Source organism: Aquimarina sp. 433, assembly GCF_054054605.1.
In genome coordinates, this window is record NZ_JBSWZK010000015.1 from 31,840 (window position 1) to 51,785 (window position 19,946).

At 35.2% G+C, this 19,946-nt stretch carries 8 protein-coding genes; 6 read left to right on the forward strand and 2 right to left on the reverse strand.

What is annotated here, in order from left to right:
* Positions 1 to 5 precede the first annotated feature (5 nt).
* Entirely contained in the window at positions 6 to 12,803 is a 12,798-nt protein-coding gene (locus ACWNT5_RS22675; RefSeq protein WP_456518642.1) for a DUF7507 domain-containing protein, read from the reverse strand.
* 332 nt (positions 12,804 to 13,135) lie between these two features.
* Between ACWNT5_RS22675 and ACWNT5_RS22680 the strand changes: the two genes are divergently transcribed.
* Entirely contained in the window at positions 13,136 to 14,437 is a 1,302-nt protein-coding gene (locus ACWNT5_RS22680; RefSeq protein ID WP_456518643.1) for a hypothetical protein, read from the forward strand.
* Positions 14,438 to 14,448: 11 nt separating this feature from the next.
* On the opposite strand, the gene ACWNT5_RS22685 is transcribed toward ACWNT5_RS22680, so the two are convergent.
* Entirely contained in the window at positions 14,449 to 15,936 is a 1,488-nt protein-coding gene (locus tag ACWNT5_RS22685; RefSeq protein ID WP_456518644.1) for a hypothetical protein, read from the reverse strand.
* A gap of 176 nt (positions 15,937 to 16,112) precedes the next feature.
* Between ACWNT5_RS22685 and yiaA the strand changes: the two genes are divergently transcribed.
* From yiaA to ACWNT5_RS22710, 5 genes are all read left to right on the forward strand, one after another.
* Complete coding sequence (yiaA, locus tag ACWNT5_RS22690) at positions 16,113 to 16,589, forward strand: inner membrane protein YiaA (protein WP_343914202.1); 477 nt, start codon at positions 16,113 to 16,115, stop codon at positions 16,587 to 16,589.
* Positions 16,590 to 16,721: 132 nt separating this feature from the next.
* Entirely contained in the window at positions 16,722 to 17,519 is a 798-nt protein-coding gene (locus ACWNT5_RS22695) for a ceramidase domain-containing protein (protein ID WP_456518645.1), read from the forward strand.
* Between the two features lie 47 nt (positions 17,520 to 17,566).
* A complete protein-coding gene (locus ACWNT5_RS22700) occupies positions 17,567 to 18,850 on the forward strand; it encodes a DUF2157 domain-containing protein (RefSeq protein ID WP_456518646.1) in 1,284 nt (427 codons plus the stop codon).
* Positions 18,851 to 18,967: 117 nt separating this feature from the next.
* Entirely contained in the window at positions 18,968 to 19,519 is a 552-nt protein-coding gene (locus ACWNT5_RS22705; RefSeq protein ID WP_299610647.1) for a GDYXXLXY domain-containing protein, read from the forward strand.
* A gap of 73 nt (positions 19,520 to 19,592) precedes the next feature.
* Positions 19,593 to 19,937: a DUF6515 family protein gene (locus ACWNT5_RS22710; RefSeq protein ID WP_299610649.1), complete on the forward strand. Its 345-nt coding sequence runs from the start codon at positions 19,593 to 19,595 to the stop codon at positions 19,935 to 19,937.
* Positions 19,938 to 19,946 lie beyond the last annotated feature (9 nt).

Consider the following 19,946-nt stretch of genomic DNA (forward strand, 5'->3'; position numbering starts at 1 on the left):
GTTAACTATCGATTGATATATAAATAACCAGTTCGGGTCTTGGATATTCCCATAGCATTTTTGTAGACTAACACATAGAAGTATGTACCAACAGGGAGTTGACGTTCTTGACTTATAGTTACCCTACCATTAGATTCTCCTCGGAAAAATTCTTGATTTTGACCATAACCAATCGCTTCATAGACCAATACTCCCCATCGATTAAATATTTTTAATTCATTATCAGGGAATTTTTCAATATTGCGAATGATAAATACATCATTATTTCCGTCTCCATTAGGTGTAACCCCATTAAATACTTCTATATCGTCCTCTGCCGTAGGATCGGAGTTGTTGGGTTCTAAATAATCTGGAATTCCATCACCATCAGAATCAAAAGCGTCATCTGGTAACATATCACCATTAGGATCTGGATTTTCATCTTCTGTTAGTATTCCATCATTATCATCATCAATATCTTGGAAGTCATCAATTCCATCACCATCAGAATCCTGAGGGTCATAATCTACAGTTCCATTATCAGGATCATCTTGTACTTGATCAGGTATACCATCATCTCCAAATGGTCCATCGATTGTTCCGTCTCCATCACTATCGATACCATCGTGCCCTGCTTCAATATAATCGTAAATCCCATCTCCATCGGCATCAAGATCTAAGCTATCAATGATACCATCGCCATCTGTATCTAGGAAAGGATCTCCATTTTGCTCTTCTATATCTGTAATACCATCATTATCATCATCTAGGTCGAATACATTCGGGATACCATCTCCGTCTGTATCTAAGTAGCTAATGGTAGGATCATCTGGGTCTCCGTCATTATCAATATCCGTATTAGTACTATTATCAGGATCGTCAGAATCTTCTGTTATTGTAATTGAGGAATTAGGAATAGTAGCATTGGCAAAAGCCGTATTCTCTACAAAACCATTAATGATATCTTGTTCTGTAATTACATGTGTTCCTGTTATCATAAACATATCACCAGGGCCTAGTGTGGGTATCGACGTAGGATCGTTTAAGATGGCATTAGGATCGATCACATTTACATTTAATAAAGTAACATTTCCTGTATTGGTTATTGTGATAGTATAGTTAAGGATATCACCGATTTCAGTATAGGTAATGTTATCAACTGTTTTTAATATATCAATTGTTCCTAACTGTGGTGTGGATGTTACTGTGGCGTCATCAGGGTCTCCATCACCATTGGTGTCATTATCTGTTGGATTATTAGGATCATCCGAGTCATCCGTAATTATTCCTCCGTTGGTATCTTCGGCTGTAACCGTAGCTGTATTAGTAACTGATCCCGTATCTAAATCTTGTTGGGTTATCGTATGGGCAGCTATGACTGTTACTGTTTCACCAGGCAATAAACTAGATATATCAGCAGGTATTATACTACCTACATCGGCATTAGCGTCAGAAATATTAATATTACTTAAGGTTACATTCCCTGTATTAGTTACTTGCAATGTGTATGTAATAACTTCACCTACTGTGTCCCACAATCCGTCTGGAGCATTATCTGCTGCTTTTGTAAGACTAATAGATGGAGTTTGGTTTACATCAGTATTCGTAATATCATCTGGATCACCATCTCCATCTGCATCTGTATTAGTTGGATTGTTTGGATCGTCGGAAATATCAGATATTATATTTCCTGAAGGATCTGTAGCTTCAACAATAGCCGTATTAGATACAATACCGTTGTCTAGATCAGCTTGGGTAATAGTATGTATTGCAGAAGCTGTTATCGTTTCTCCCGGAAGTAAGATAGTAATATTTTGAGGAGTAATACTTCCAATATCTGCATTGTTATCAGTGATATTAATACTTGTAAGGGTTGTATTTCCAGTATTCGTTATCACAATAGAATAAGTAATTTGTTCTCCAATAGAATCATAAGTTCCATCCGTTGCTGGAAGAGATGCTTTACTTATAGAAATACCACTTTGGGAAGAAAACGTTGTTACTGTATCATCATCTGGGTTTCCGTCATTATTGTCATCTTGATCTGTTGTATTTGTAGGATCATCGGAATTATCTGTAATAGTGATTCCATTAGGATCTTGACCAGAAACAACTGCAGAGTTTGTAATACTTCCAGTGTCTACATCAAATTGTGTAATTACATATGTGGCAGAGAAAGTAGTAGCATCCGTTTCTCCTGGAATCAAATCAATTGGTCCACCTGTTACATTTACTAATGGATCTGTGATTTCTATATCGGTAATAGTGGTATTTCCTGAGTTGATTACTTCAAAAGTATACGAAATGGTTTCTCCAACTTGGGCAAATCCATCATTATTTGTGTCATTAAAGGTTCCGATTTTTAATAAGGTTAATTCTGGATCTCCAACTAAATCAGTTACTGTTGGGTCATCAGGATCTCCATCTCCATCTAAATCTTCATTATTTGGGTTGTCAGGATCATCGGAGAAATCGCTTACATCAGTTATGATTCCACCATCATCATCTTCGCCTGTTACCAAAGCACTATTAGTAATATTTTCCGAGTCAATATCAGATTGCAGAATTGTATATAATGCTGTAAAACTTGTATTGTCAATTTGCGCTGGATTTAACGTAATTGGACCTCCTGTTACTGGAACAATTGGATCGGTTATAGTAATGTTAGTAATGGTTACATTTCCTGTATTTCTTACATCAAATGTATAAGAAATAGTCTCACCGCTTTGTGGAATTCCATCACCATTTTCATCATTAAAATTAGCAGTTTTGAATAGCGAAAGCTCTGGATCTCTTGCTAAAGTGGTAACTGTTGGGTCATTATCATCTGTAGTCGTTGGGTCATCAGAAGTATCACTTACAGATCCTCCACTAGGATCAGTACCAGAACCTGTTGCAGTATTTATAACTTCTCCTGTATTTACATCTGATTGTGATAATATATACGTCGCAGTAAAGGTGCTGTTATCTGTTTGTCCAGGAACCAAGTCAATAGGTCCTCCAGTAACAGGAATTAGCGGATCAGTAATAGTAATATCGGTGATCGTTGTGTTTCCTGAATTCGTGACATCGAAAATATACTCAATGGTTTCTCCTGCCTGCGCTAATCCATCATTATTAGCATCAATAAAGACACCTGTTTTAAATATTGTAAGCTCAGGATTATTTGTTAGAGTTGTGACTGTAGTGTCATCTGGTTCACCATCATTATTTGTATCATTATTAGTTGTGTCATTTGGGTCATCAGATATATCCGAAATCGGGTTTCCGTTTGTGTCATTTGCAGTAATAATAGCAGAATTAGTAATACTTCCATTATCAATATCTGATTGTGTTATCGTGTATACTGCAAAGAATGAATTTGTATCAACTTGTCCAGGAACTAAGGAGATTGGACCGCCGTTAACGGTAACTAAAGGATCCGAAATGGTGATATCACTTAAGGATACATTTCCAGTATTTGTAATGTTAAAATTGTAGGTTATCGTTTCTCCTTGTTGTGGGATACCATCTCCATTTTGATCATTAAAGCTGCCAATTTTTTCAAAAGAAATAGAAGGGTTTTGTGTTATTATTGTTTCTGTAATATCATCTGGATCTCCGTCTCCATCGAGATCTGTATCAGTAGGATTATCTGGGTCATCTGAAATATCTGTAATTAGATTGCCAGAAGGATCTATTGCTTCTACCGAAGCTGAGTTATTTACAATACCGCTATCTATTTCATCCTGTGTAATTGTATGAATAGCATTTACTATTGTACTCTGCCCAGGAGATAAACTGGTAATCGTTGCCGGTGAAATACTTTCTGGATCTGCGTTTGCATCAGTGACCGAAATATTGGTTAAAGTAACATTTCCAGTATTGGTTATAGTTAACTCATAGATGATTTGTTCTCCAACGGTGTCGTAACTACCATCTGAAGCAGGTAATTCAGTTTTGATAAGACTAAGTTCTCCTTGCGTTGGGATAGTAGTGTTTGTAATATCATCTGGCTCGCCATCTCCGTTTGTATCATTGTTATCTGTATTATTAGGATCGTCCGAAGTGTCAGATATAATGTTTCCATTTGGATCTTGACCACTAGCAATCGCACTGTTTTGAATTACTCCAGCATCAATATCGTCTTGAGTAATACTATATGTAGCGGTAAATGTAGTGTTATCATTTTGTCCAGGATCCAGATCAATCAGGGTTCCTGTAACTGTTACCAATGGATCGGTTACACCGATGTTCGATACGGTTACATTACCGATATTAATGATATCAAATGCATATAATATAGTCTCTCCAACTTGTGTTAATCCATCTCCATTTTCATCTTGAAATATACCAGTTTTTGAAATGCTTATCTGAGGATTAGCATCTAATGTGGTAATCGTGCTGTCATCTGGATCACCGTCACCATTTATATCATTATTATCTGGATTATTAGGGTCATCACTGATGTCGGTAATGGTACTTCCATCTGGACCTTGACCGTTTACTGTGGCAGAATTCGTTATACTTCCGTTATTCAAATCTGCCAGTGTGATTGTATAAACTGCGGTAAAGGAAGTGTTATCAGACTGGTTGGGATCAAGATTAATGGGGCCTCCATTTACTGTAACTATTGGATCAGAAATTGTAATGTTGGATATCGTTACGTTTCCAGTATTTCTAATATCAAAAATATAGTTTATGGTTTCACCAATTTGTGGAAAACCATCTCCATTTTCGTCATTAAAGTTTGCTGTTTTTAATAATGTTAACTGAGGATCTCTGGATAAGGTTGTAATAGTGTCATCATTATCCTGAGTTGTTGTTGGATCATCAGAAACGTCTTCAATCAATCCTCCATTTGGATCAGTACCAGAAGCAATAGCAGAGTTTGTCACACTTCCTGTATTAATATCATCTTGGGTTAAAGTGTAAATAGCTGTAAATGCAGTACTATTTGTTTGTCCTGGTGATAGATTAATGGGACCTCCATTAATAGTAACCAAAGGATCAGAAATGGTAATTCCAAAAATTGAAACATTTCCAGTATTAGAAATATCGAAAGTATATTCAATCGTTTCTCCTACCTGTGCCAAACCATCATTATTGCTATCAATAAAAACACCAGTTTTACTTAGAGTTAATTCAGGATTAGAAAGTAATGTTGTAATTGTAGCATCATCAGGTTCTCCATCACCATTAATGTCATCGTTAGTAGGATTGTTAGGGTCATCAGAGGTGTCAGAAATGATACTTCCATCCGGAGCTTCTGACGATACAGTGGCAGAATTACTAAAGCTTCCCGAATCTATATCTCCTTGAGTCAAGGTATATGTGCCTGTAAAAGTAGTACTGTCCGAAATTCCTGGTGCTAAAGCAATAGGTCCTCTGTTAACTGTAATCACGGGATCAGAAACAGTAATATTGATCAATGTTACATTACCCGTATTGATGACTGTAAAATTATAGGTTATGGTTTCGCTTTCTTGTGGAAATCCATCACCATTTTCATCATTAAAAGTTGCTATCTTTTCTAAAGAAATAGAAGGATTTTGAAGTATAGGAGTAATTGTATTGTCATTTGGTGCTCCTGTTGAAGGATCATCAGATACATCGTTCACGATGTTTCCACAAGGGTCAATAGCTGTAGCAGTAGCACTATTTACAACTTGTCCAGCATCTAAGTCACTTTGGGTAATTGTATGCGAGGCATTTACTGTAATAGAGCTCATTGCAGGAATTGTAGTTATGTTAGAAGGAGTTATACTTCCTGCATCGGCATTCATATCACTTATCTCTACATTGTTTATTTCAACATCATTTATATTATTAATGACGATTTCGTATTCAATGATTTCTCCAAGGGTATCGTAGCTTCCATCTGCAGCAGGTAAAAAAGATTTTGTAATTACCATTTCAGCCTCTGGATTTACAGTTACGGTATAGTTGTATGAGTTACCTGCACAACCATCTTCGCTTGTGGGGGTAATAGTATAAATTACCGTTTGAACTATCCCTGAAGTATTAATAAGTACATCTGCAATAGAATTAGAATTTGAAGGTGTTGTAGTTTCTCCCACTACATTAGGATTATCATTTGCTACCCAACTAAAAGTAGTATTCATCAAGTTCACATCTCCAGTTAAATCATGATTTATCGAAGTGCTACTGCAGGTAATATCAGATGGTGGAGTATTATTAAAAGGTTCTGGTAACACCGTTATGGTTATAGTAAAAGTGTTTCCATTACAACCATCACTATTAAAGGGAGTTATTGTATATATAACATCTTGGTTACTGCCAGAGATATTTTCAATACTATCGGTAATAGAAGTTCCACTACCATTATTGGCTCCATTAATATTTGGATTTGGCGTTATCACCCAATCAAAAGTAACATCAGGAAGACCAGTTAAGGTAGTAAGATCAAAATTTATATTTGTATCACTACAAACTATTGTAGAGGTATCTGAAATTTCTAAAGTAGCGGTTACATCAATTGTATATGTGAATGTATAAACAGAGGTATTTCCTGCGCAATCGGTATAGGAATAGGTATATATTTTTTCACCGTCACATAAAGGGTCCGGATTTTCGGTTATAATAGGAGTAATATTATTTCCGCAGACATCAGTTACTAGAGGAGCGGTAGGCTGAACCGCATCTGCAATATCATTTACGGTTGCTGTTCCATTGGCTGGTACAACCGGAAGTGTAGTTACATCTATGATGTAGGTAAATGTGTATATAGAATCGTTTCCAGCACAATCGGTGTAAGTATAGGTGTATACTTTATCTCCTTCGCAGACAGGATCTGTATTTTCAGTAATTACAGGAGTAATATCGTTTCCGCAGACATCCGTTACTATTGGTGCAGTTGGTTGTGTAGCATCCGCAATACATTCTACGGTTGCTGTTCCATTAGCTGGTACAACCGGAAGTGTAGTTACATCTATGATGTAGGTAAATGTGTATATAGAATCGTTTCCAGCACAATCGGTGTAAGTATAGGTGTATACTTTATCTCCTTCGCAGACAGGATCTGTATTTTCAGTAATTACAGGAGTAATATCGTTTCCGCAGACATCCGTTACTATTGGTGCAGTTGGTTGTGTAGCGTCTGCTAAACATTCTACTGTTGCTGTTCCATTGGCTGGTACAACCGGAAGTGTCGTTACATCGATGGTATACGTGAATGTATATACAGAATCATTTCCTGCACAATCGGTATAGGTATAGGTGTATATTTTATCTCCTTCGCAAACAGGATCTGTATTTTCAGTAATTACAGGAGTAATATCATTTCCACATACATCCGTTACTATTGGTGCATTAGGCTGCGTAGCATCCGCAATACATTCTACGGTTGCTGTTCCATTGGCTGGTACAACTGGAAGTGTCGTTACATCGATGGTGTAGGTAAATGTATATACAGAATCATTTCCTGCACAATCGGTGTAGGTGTAGGTATACACTTTATCGCCTTCACAAGTAGGATCTGTGTTTTCAGTAATTACAGGAGTAATATTGTTTCCGCACACATCTGTTACTATTGGTGCAGTAGGCTGGGTAGCATCCGCAATACATTCTACTGTCGCTGTTCCATTGGCTGGTACAACTGGAAGTGTCGTTACATCGATGGTGTAGGTAAATGTATATACAGAATCATTTCCTGCACAATCGGTATAGGTATAGGTGTATATTTTATCTCCTTCGCAAACAGGATCTGTATTTTCAGTAATTACAGGAGTAATATTGTTTCCACATACATCCGTTACCGTTGGTGCAGTAGGCTGCGTAGCATCAGCGATACATTCTACTGTCGCTGTTCCATTAGCTGGTACAACCGGAAGTGTTGTTACATCGATGGTATATGTGAATGTATATACAGAATCATTTCCTGCACAATCGGTATAGGTGTAGGTATATATTTTATCTCCTTCGCAAACAGGATCTGTATTTTCAGTAATTACAGGAGTAATATTGTTTCCGCAGACATCTGTTACTATTGGTGCAGTAGGTTGTGTAGCGTCTGCTAAACATTCTACAGTTGCTGTTCCATTAACTGGTACCACAGGCAATGTAGTTACATCGATGGTATATGTAAATGTATATACAGAATCATTTCCTGCACAATCGGTGTAGGTGTAGGTATACACTTTATCGCCTTCACAAGTAGGATCTGTGTTTTCAGTAATTACAGGAGTAATATTGTTTCCGCATACATCTGTTACCGTTGGTGCAGTAGGCTGCGTAGCATCCGCAATACATTCTACTGTTGCTGTTCCATTGGCTGGTACAACTGGAAGTGTTGTTACATCGATGGTATACGTGAATGTATATACAGAATCGTTTCCTGCACAATCGGTGTACGTATAGGTGTATATTTTATCTCCTTCGCAAACAGGATCTGTATTTTCAGTAATTACAGGAGTAATATTGTTTCCGCACACATCTGTTACTATTGGTGCAGTAGGCTGGGTAGCATCCGCTAAACATTCTACGGTTGCTGTTCCATTGGCTGGTACAACTGGAAGTGTTGTCACATCGATGGTGTAGGTAAATGTATAGATAGAATCGTTTCCTGCACAATCGGTATAGGTATAGGTGTAGACTTTATCTCCTTCGCAAGTAGGATCTGTATTTTCAGTAATCACTGGAGTAATTGGTGTACCGCTACTATCAGTAACTACAGGAGCGGCAGGTTGTGTGGCATCAGCAAGACATTCTACCGTAGCAGAATCATTTGGTGGAACTACTAATGGAGGCTCTACAGTTACTGTTATGGTGTAAATAGTTCCAATACATCCGCTAGTATTATCCGAAGGGGTAATTGTATATACTACATCCTGAGGAACCGAAGAAGTGTTTACAAGAGTATCTTGTATTCTATCATCGGTTGAAGTAGCAGTTGTTTCTCCAGTGATATTTGCATTATCTATAGCTGACCAAGAAAAATTTACACTGTCATTATAGTTATCAACGTGTCCTATTAAATTTTGATTCAATGAATCTCCAGTACAAATGTCTACAGTTCTAGTAGTGTCTAAAACTTGTGGAGCACGCTGCACAGTAACGGTGTATGTATATGTATCTTGAGGAGTTCCTCCAGAATCAAATCCAGTGATAGTGTATATTACTTCTTGATCTGTAGTTCCAATATTTATTAAAGTGTCAGTAATGCTAGAATCTGTAGAAGTGGTAGTTGTTTCTCCAGAAATTAATGGATTATCTGTTGTAGACCAACTAAAAGAAACGATACTCGGATCTACATCCATTGTTAAATCATGTGATAAGGTTTGACCGCCACAAATAGTTTCTTTAGGATTTACTGTTACGACTTCTGTTGCGGTAAAGTCTGTAGGATCTGCAATACTACCAGTTCTTGGCGTAGCGCTAGCAGTAACCGTATTGGTGATATCACTTTGATTTGAAATGTCCGTTGCCGTTATAATATAAGTTGCAGTCCAAACTGCATTTGTTCCTGGACCCAGTTCATCTAGGTCATTATCTATTCCATCATCTGTACCGGTTGTACTTTGAAGCGTTATTGTTCCCAGAGAACCACTTCCAGAATGTAAATCAGAAAGGCTTACTTCATCGAAAGTTACGTTTCCTGTATTTGAAACCGTATAAGTATATGTTATTGTTTGTCCTTCTGCAACATTGCTATCGTCATCGGCTTGTTTCGTAACCGAAATCCCTGGAGTCGATATTAAAGACACTATCGTTGGATCATTCGTTGAGGTTGTGGGATCGTCAGGATCATCCGATAAATCAGTAATACTACCTAATCCAGGATCCTGAGCCCCTACCGTTGCTGTATTTACTACCTGATTTGCATCGAGATCTTCCTGCGTAATTACATGGGTAGCCTCAAAGGTTGCAGTTTCCATTGGAGCCATGCTGTCTACAACATCATCAGTACCTGTATCAGTTCCTGTGGTGCTAATTAGAGTTATGGTATCCGCATTTGGGTCTACTACATTTACATCAGTTAATGTAACATTACCCACACTGGTAGCAACAATAGTATAGGTAATAGTTTGTCCGATGGTGTTATAAGGTCCATTTATTGGAGCATCATCCACTTTAGTGACATCTAATCTACCAAATTGCGGAATGCTAACCACAGTAGCATCATTAGGTGCTAATGTGGTTGGATCATCCGACATATCACTAACCACAGTTCCTTCGACTGGTTCGGTACCGGTAGCTGTAGCCATGTTTGTCGTGTTTCCATTGTCAAAATCCAACTGAACGATTTCATGAGTAGCTGTAAAAACAGCAGATTCTCCAGCAGGTAAGTTTGCAACTGAAGTTGGACTTAAACTACCCGCATCTATATTTACATCAGTAATCGTTACATTATCTAAACTTACATTTCCAGTATTGGTTACCGTGAATTCATAAGTAATTAATTCTCCTAATGTATCATATAAACCATCAGGAGCAGGTTGTGCAATTTTCTCCAATACCAAAGCACCAATTTGCTCTATTGGTGTAATAGTAGGGTCGCTTGTTATTGTCGTGGGGTCATCAGGGTCATCAGAGATGTCTGTGATGACAAAACCATTTGATAAGGTTCCCTCAGCAGTAGCAGTATTCACCACTTGATCTGCTTCAATATCCGCTTGTGTAATCGTATGAGTTGCTGTGAAATTTGCTGTTGCTCCAATTCCTAAATTAGAGACAGAAGCAGGAGATAGACTACCAGCATCAATATTAGGGTCAGAGATCGTAACACTCGGAATTATTTGACTTCCTGTGTTGGTTACCGTAAAATCATAGGTGATTATTTCTCCAACGGTATCATAACTGCCATCTGGAGCAGCTCTGTCTGTTTTAGTGATTTCTAGTTCATTGTTAATAATAGTAACATCCTCAGTAGGGTCATCGGGTAAGGCGTTTGTATCTACTTCGGTTTGAGTATTATTGATGGTATTTGTTACGGTAACATCTGCAGAAACTTCATTTACAGTAGCTTCAATTGTAAGGGTGTGAACCTCTCCAGGAAACATATCTCCAATATTCCAGTTCGGTTCTGACCAAGTACCAAAACTAGGAGTTACGGTTCCAAAGCTTAATTCAGAAGGTAAAATATCATTAATAACCAGATTACTTACAGGATCTTGTCCTAAACTTTCAACAGTAACAGTAAAAGTAACAGTATCCCCTTCAATGACAGGAGAGTTATCTACTGTCTTAGAAATTACAATTTCCGGAATACAATTATAAGCGGATAAAATAGCAGAGTTATAGGTACAAGTTCCACGTGTTACTCTAACAAAAAAATCTCCAGGTTCTGTTGGAGTAAATACACTCGTAGTAGCTCCCATGATTTCCACTCCATTTTGAAACCATTGATAGGCATCAAAATTTCCCGTTATTTCGAAAACATCCGAACCAGGCAAACAGCCTCCTCCAGTTATATCAAGTTCTACTACAGGTACTGTATCAAATCCAGAAAAATAACCTGCAATCCCAGCATTACTATTAACTCCTAAAAACCCAACGGCGATTGGACCAGAGGACTGTACGGAAACATTTCCCGTAAGATTAGGAATATAAAATGTTTTCCAATCTCCTGTTCCGGTAACGGTCTGTTCATTCGCAAGAGGTACAGTACCTGTATCATCGGTAACTATGATATTTGCATTTGGAGTAATAGAAGCTGCTACAATGGTAATCCCTCCATTAAAATTTAGGCCATCTACATCTCTAATATTAGAGATATTACTTAAGTTATCTGGTAATAAGCAGTTTACCGGAGCAATAAAGTTTAATCCCCCTGTTTGGATTCCGCTTGATCCAGAAAGATGTTGGTAAGCATATACTTCTTTAGTGGTAGTTACATACATGTTTCCTCCTGTTGATGCAGGAACGTAATTACTCCCATCGATTACATAGTATTCTCCTGTATTAATGGTTGTTTGGTATACACCTCCAACAAAAATATCAGTACCGTTCTGTGTTCCAATAATGATAGGTGTTTCTATGTCATTTACACCATTTCCTCTAATAAAAACATATTCCCTTCCTAAAACATTCTCAGGAACAGGTTGATCAATAACAGCATCTCTACTGTTACTTCCTACTCTTGGAGCTCCATTTAAATTTCCATTAGAAATCGCAATTTTTTTATCAGATTGGATGGTAGCACCTAACCAACAATCTATGTTTGCAATTGTAGCATTTCGCCAAGCTTCTAAAACATAGGTTTGTCCTTGTGTTAATGTTATAGTTAAGGTGTCATCTGTAATACCATCATTATCTCCTTGTAATCGGAATTCGCAATCTGTTCCGTACCCATAGATATTTACAATAGTAGTACCAGGTTCTGTAGCCATAATCCCTAAAGTCGCGTTGAGACTCGTTTGTCCGTTTCCATAATTCGGTCTACCACCCCATTTGAATAAGGTTCCTATAGCTTGCCTTCCTTTTGATGTTAATGAAGTACCTTGCGCAGAGGATCTTCCTCTATAGTTTACATAAAAATTCTCTCCTCCAACAGATTCAAATCGCAAACCACTATTACTAAGTACTACACCCGTATTTGTGTTATTTACGAGAGTGATGTTATTATCTCCGTCTGCAACATCATATTTTCCTGGAGCAGTATTTGATATAGTTAATGTAGCAACTGCCGTAGTGTTGGTTCCTTGAAAAACGTTCACATCAAAAGCCGTTGTTTCTGGTGTAGATAAATAAAAAGCTTGTTGTCGTATTGCCTGATTATTACCACCTTGTTTTAATGGAGGAAGATAGTGGATATTACTCAGCTGGGCGGTCATATGAATACAACTGATTAACAAAAATAGTAGGAAGAGGTAATTTTTTCTCATGGTGTACTTATTATGACAATGATTTTCTAAAATAGAAAATGACCAGGTTTTTACTAGTTTAATTATATATGAAAATCTAGTTTTTATCGATGAAATACATAAAAAACAGGATTAAAGGTATTTGTTAAAAATGTTAAAATACTATTACTTCAAATATACATTTTAAGGGAATCTGCCCCTTATTGGTAAGACGTAAACTATTTACTGTTAAAATATAAAATGTGTTTTTTTTAAAATGAAATGACAGTTCTGTTTGTATTGTTATGATCATCAGTTAGGTGTGTGAAGTTTTGTGCTAACTAGAATATTTACATTACTTTTAATCCCAAATTATGATTAATTATATATCACACATTTTTTCCAACTCTTTTTTAAGAGTATTACTGTATACACTCATAAGCATCTATGTGATTTGGGTTGGGGTAGTGGTAGAACCAGATACTAGTAGTTATGTGGGGCTTTCCTTGATCACACCTCCTGGATATGGTACTTTTCTTTTTGTTTTTAGAAAAATATTTGGAGAGGATATATACTTTCCGATTGTTGTAGGTGTACAATTGGTAATCGGTTTTGTCTCTTGTATTTATCTAATTAAGACGATCAAAAGGTTTTTTAAAGTTGATAAACGATGGTTATTCTTTTTAGATGTTATTTTACTAGCTCCAATAGTAATTCCAGAGTTTTTAACCGTAAATAGGATAGTGACGCAAGGTTTAGCTTACCCTGGTTTTTTAGTTATAACAGCTTTTTTAATCCGGTCTCTTTTTGGTAACAATAAAAAAGATGTTTTCTTTTTACTGATTAGTATCTTTTTAATGCTGCTCATTCGAACGCAGTTTTTCTTTATGATTCCTGTTTTGTTAATGATATTCCTCTACAAATGGTATCAGACTAAAAACTTTAAGCGATATGTATCTGTCATCATACTTTTATTATGTTTACCTGTTTTTGTGTCGTTATCCCAAAAAACTTTTAACTATATCGTTCAAGGGAAATATATAAACATTTCGAGTACAGGACTTCAGATAATGATCATGCCTTTCTTTGTTGCTGATGAAGCAGATTACAGGCTTTATGAAGATACCAAGACTCAGGAATATTATAAAAAGATGTATGCAATTGCCTATGATCGCAAGCTATTAGATGATTTTTATATTCCTTTAAATGATAATGTGTTTCATTATTTTGACTATAATTTTGTAAACATATCCTATGGAGTGTTTTCTATAGAAGGAAGAAAGTTTTTAATGCCTTCTGATCCAGATTCTCACGATGCATTAATTGCTAATGATAAGATGCTAGTGAGTATGTGGCTACCTCTCGTTATAGAGAACTTTTGGAAATGCGCAGATCTGTTTTACAAAAATGTAGCACATGCTTTTGGCGGGTTTTATATGATTTGGTTATCTCTCTTAGTTTTAATAGGATCTTTATATCTATACTATCGATATAAAGAGAAATTAGCATTATTTGCTTTTGTATGTATGTCGCTTACTTTTAGTAATATATTACTGATCTGTGTGGTACAACATAGTATTCCCAGATATCTTATTTACCATCAGTGGATGCTACCAGTTTTATTTATTTTAGTATTAGATAAGTTTATAAAATCTAAACAGCTAGATAAGGTATAGAGTAATATATACTAAGACTGATGAACAACTTGTAAAGTGGTTTCGTATAAATCCAATTTCAATACTTTAGCTTTTAACCAGGCATAAAAACTCATTACAAAAATATCTTCCTGATCTGCACTTTTTTGGATTAATGTATGTTCTATTCTAAATAGTAATTCTTCGGAATGAATAGTTTCAGGGTTAAAATAGAAGCTAGTGGCAAGAGATAAAAACTCAAGAGCACGATTTTCGTTATTATTTACCAAGTAAGATCGGTGTTTTTTTCTAAAACTTTTGGATCGAGACTCTACCAAGTCCAGATGATCCAGTTCTATGTGCAGTAATATTTCGGTTAGGTTCTTTTGTACTACCCAAATGATACCAGCTTTTTCGGTATACCAGGTATCACTATGATGTAATTGATTAAGTAGCCTTAGTGCTTCTTTAAACTTTGATTGTTGAAAATAAAATACGACTAATGTTAATTTTAGATCTAAAATGTAAGAAGTTTGGTCTTTAGTCTTCTGAAAATTAAAAGCTTCTAACGATGCAACTGCCTTAGTACCATTACCTGTATAATTGTAATTTAAAGTTTTTAACAATAGTAATTGAGGAAAAAATCTTTTGAAATATTTCTTTTTCTGTTTCTCCATTTGCTGTTCCATCAGTAACAGATACTTTTCGGAAACAGAGAAGTTTTTATTCCTAAAATAGGAATTAGCAACATAATATAAAATCTGTATATGGTAGAACAGATGTTTGTCTGTAAGTTGTTCTTTGGATTCAATTTGTTGATAGGTAGTTTCTACAAAAGAAAGAACGGAATAGAAGTTTCGTGTTAGATTTGCTGCTTGATTTATGATCTCTAAAAGTTTGTAAAGAGATCTAAATGTTATGTCTCCTGTAATAGAGATGTCGAACTTATCTAACGATTTATGTATCTCTTGAGATATATTAATGTTGTTTTTCAAAAGTTTATTCTGAATATCTGCATAAAAAAGATTTAGATTTTCTTCTTGTCTTAGTAGGTTTTGGTTTTTTCTAAAATTTTCAATTAAAGTTTCTAGAGGAGTATTGGGATCTACGTGTGCATATTGGATTCTGGTATAATGAATCTCATGCAAAAAGCTAAAAAGATCAAAGGCTTGTGCTTTTGATTCTGCTTTTTTTATGGTTTTCAAAGCTATTTTATATTGCTTTTGTTCAAAAAAGATTCTACTCGCCAACACTAGTTTAAAAATTTCCATTTCTTCTGAAGTCTCACTGTCAAAACTTTTAACAGCAATAAAATCAATCAAACTATCGTGTAATCTCTTGCAGAGTGCATGAAAAGCACCTTTTGCACTTTTTCCATATAACCTTATGTCTATATCTTTTTGTTCTGGAAACTTATCTAATAGTTTAAATAGCTGAATGTTCTTGGTGTCGTTTCTTTTGTTTTTATGTTTTAGATGCTGAATAAAACTTTGTTTCTCTTCACTAGATAAAGTCGCAATTATAGAAGATAAAGTATTCATTATATCGTAAGTAATAATGATTTAAAAATACTGTAAATATTGATTAAATAGATAATATTTTAAAAATATATCGTAAGTTTTTTGTAAAAATTGAATTGAGAAGCTGAGGTAGAGGTTGCAAATTTGTCCTGTTCAAAACAAACAATTGAAATAATTAATCATCAAAATCAATTATTATGGACTACAAGTTTAGTAACGATGTAACAGAAGAAATCGTAAACGAAAACATTGAAAAACACGAAACGAAAGTATATGATCAAAAACCAACCCCAGCTTTTATTGGCGCTTCATGGGTGGCATTATTAGCAGGAATGGTGTCTTTCTGTACCGGTCTTTGGAATGCAGAAATGGCTCTTAACGAAAAAGGGTATTACTTTACCATTCTTTTATTTGGTTTGTTCTCTGCAGTATCCGTACAGAAAAATGTACGAGATAAGCTAGAAGGAGTGCAAGTAACGGAGATCTATTATGGGATCAGTTGGTTTGCTGCTTTGGCTTCTATTGTCTTATTAATTATCGGGTTATGGAATGCTGATCTGGATCTAAGTGAAAAAGGGTTTTACGGAATGTCATTTACACTTAGTTTGTTCGCAGCAATTGCAGTACAAAAGAATACACGAGATAAAAAATTCATAGAAAACAGGGAGTTATAATTGGAAATTCAATCAAAAGGAGGAGTCACTATTGTGGCTCCTTGTTTTGATGATTAGAGAAGGCAGCTACAATGCTGTGGCTGTCTTTATCTCAGTATAGTATCTTCTACTTAACCACAAAATCCAACTATTTTGAAAAAAGAAAATATAGGGGCTGTTTTATTATTTGTACTAGGAGTGATGGCGGTTTTGACACTTTTTTATATTGATCCCATTCCTCAAGATGAAGCATATCACATGTTTAGTGATAGAAGAAGTATTATGAATATTCCGAACTGTTGGAATGTAATTTCTAATTACCCTTTTGTGATTGTTGGAGGTCTAGGTGTAATATATTTTACAAGAAATAACAAATTACATTTTTCATATATGTTACTTTTTTTGGGGGTAATATTGATAGCAGTAGGTTCAGGATATTATCACTTATTTCCAAGTTCATATTCATTGGTTTGGGATCGATTACCAATGACTATTGTATTTATGACGTTGTTTTCTATAATCATTAGGGAATTTATATCTGTAAGACTTGGAAGATTGATGTTATTACCTCTTATTCTAATTGGTTTAAGTTCTATATTCTATTGGGTATATGGAGAATCAGGTGATTTAAGGTTTTATGCTTTAATTCAGTTTTATCCAATGGTAGCAATTCCTGTCATTCTTATTTTCTTTAAATCCAAATACACAAATGGTTTGGAATATTGGGTGCTATTAGCGTTTTATATAGCTGCTAAAGTTTTGGAACATTTCGATGATCAAGTTTATCAATTTTTAGGATTTATCAGTGGACATTCATTAAAGCATATTCTAGCGGCGACTGGTCTTTATTTTTTATTGAGTTTTTATAAGAAAAGAACGGAATTAGGAGAAAAGAGTTTTAAAGTCTCTTCTAACTCAAATTCTTTATCAGAACAGTTTTTTCCGAAATAATGATAATGTTCGAAAGCAATTTTATCATCTAATAATAACTAATAATCATGAGTCTTAAATTTCAAAAAGAATTACAACAGCTAGTTGCAGATCAGGTGATTTCTGAAGATATATCTAATAAGATATCAGAATACTATGATCAAAAAAGGCGTAGGCAACCAAACAAGTTATTTACCATATTTGGTATTTTCGGTTCTCTATTAATAGGTTCTGGAATTATACTTATGCTAGCACATAATTGGGATGATTTTTCCAGAATGACCAAAACCATATTGGCATTTGTACCATTATTTTTAGGGCAATTGATTGCAGGGTATTCTATTCTAAAGGATAAAAGTCGTACTTGGAAAGAAGCTTCCGGAACCTTTTTGTTTTTTGCAGTAGGAGCAAGCATATCTCTCGTAAGTCAGATATATAATATTTCTGGAGATTTAGGTGATTTCTTAAAAACCTGGACATTGCTTTGTCTTCCTCTTTTATATCTACTTCGTTCTCATGCAGTAGGATTATTAGTTATTCTCCTAGGTACTTATTATGCTGCAGAGGTAGGGATATGGAGCTATAGAAGTAATAATACTCCTTGGTTCTATGTTTTATTTGTTCTTGGAGTACTTCTGCACTATTGGTTGCAGGTTAGAAAACACATTACTACAAACACAACTACTATTTTTAATTGGATATTGCCCGCTAGTTTTATGGTTGGTTTAGGAGCGTTTATTAGTAATAACAGTGAATTGGGATTTGTAATGTATGTTACGCTGTTCGGAATATTTTATAATATTGGGAAAGTACCAGCTTTTCAAAAAATAAGAACGCTTAGAAATGGATTTTTAATACTAGGTTCTCTAGGAACAATAACCCTTCTCATGATATTCACCTTTAAATGGCCTTGGGAAGAGCTTTTTGATACATGGGTATATCATTCTCAGGAATTCTACATTTCATGTTTTTTTGGAGTAATAGCAGTATTGTTCCTGTGTTACACCATTATTAAAAAAGGAGTGCAATCTGTCAATCTTTTTCAGGTGTCATTTATACTTTTTTGGATGTTATTCTTTTTAGTGGCAGCGAATCCTTTTATCGCTATGATCTGTACAAATATTTTGGTATTCATCTTAGGAATAAGTGCAATTAAGATTGGATCTGATAAGTTGAATTTTGGAATTCTTAATTATGGATTATTGATCGTTTCTATTCTTATTATTTGCAGGTTTTTCGACACTGATATGAGTTTTGTGATTAGAGGGCTGTTGTTTGTCATTGTAGGAGCTGGTTTTTTCTTTACCAATTACCTTATGCTGAAAAAGCAACGAAAAAGCCAAACTGTGTAAAAGTTGAAAAGTAAATATATGAAGCGTACCTCGGGAATTTTTAAAATGACCTCATAAGAGGAAATGATTATTGGTAAATTCTATCTAACACTTGAAAAAAAACTAAAATATAATAAGATGAAAATTATTTATTTATTCATACTCTTTGTGATCGTTGCATTAGCACAAATCTTTGTTCCATTGCATATGATTGTTGATAAAGAAGATACGTTAATGTCTGGAGTTGCGTATAAGTTCAAAACCCGACCTATCGATCCTACAGATCCGTTTAGAGGAAAATATATAACCCTACAATACGAAATGGATCATTTCGAAACAAAAGATTCTACCTATGTGGTAGGTGAGGAAATATATATTTATCTCAAAAACGATGAACAGGGTTTTGCTGAAATTTCACAAATAAGTAAAGAACCTTTGGAGATTTCAAAAGATTATGTAACCGCTAGAGTAAGTTACTATTATGATAACAAAGTGAATTTTCATTTGCCTTTTAATACATTTTATATGGAAGAAACTAAAGCGTATGATGCAGAGGTTGCTTATACCAAGGCAAATAGAGATAGTTTGCCTGCTAATGTATATGCTTTGGTGTATATAAAGGACGATGAAGCTGTTCTTAAGGATGTGTACATAAACGATATGCCTATTCAAGAATATGTGGAAAAATAAAAAAATTGAATAGCGGATTAAACCTTTTTAAAAAATGATGGTCATAATATTGAAAACGAAAAAGTAGAGAATTATGAAGACATTATTTAAAACATCGGTATTTGGGCTTTTATTATTAGTATTTACAACATCTTGTGCTACAACTGTACGCGTACGTCCAGCAAACAAAGTGGTGGTAACCAAAGTACATAATCCAAGAGTTGTAGTTCATAAAAATGTAAAGTACTATCGAAGTGGTGGTGTCTGGTATGTTAAAAAGAATAGAAGGTATGTTGCCGTTGCCGCTCCAGTAGGAGTGAGAGTAAAAACATTACCTACTGGATACAGAGTAGTAAAAGTTCGAGGAGTAAAGTATTATAGATATAAAGGTGTTTACTACAAAAGAACTGGAAGGAACTATGTAGTAGTAAATGTATAGTATATGAAA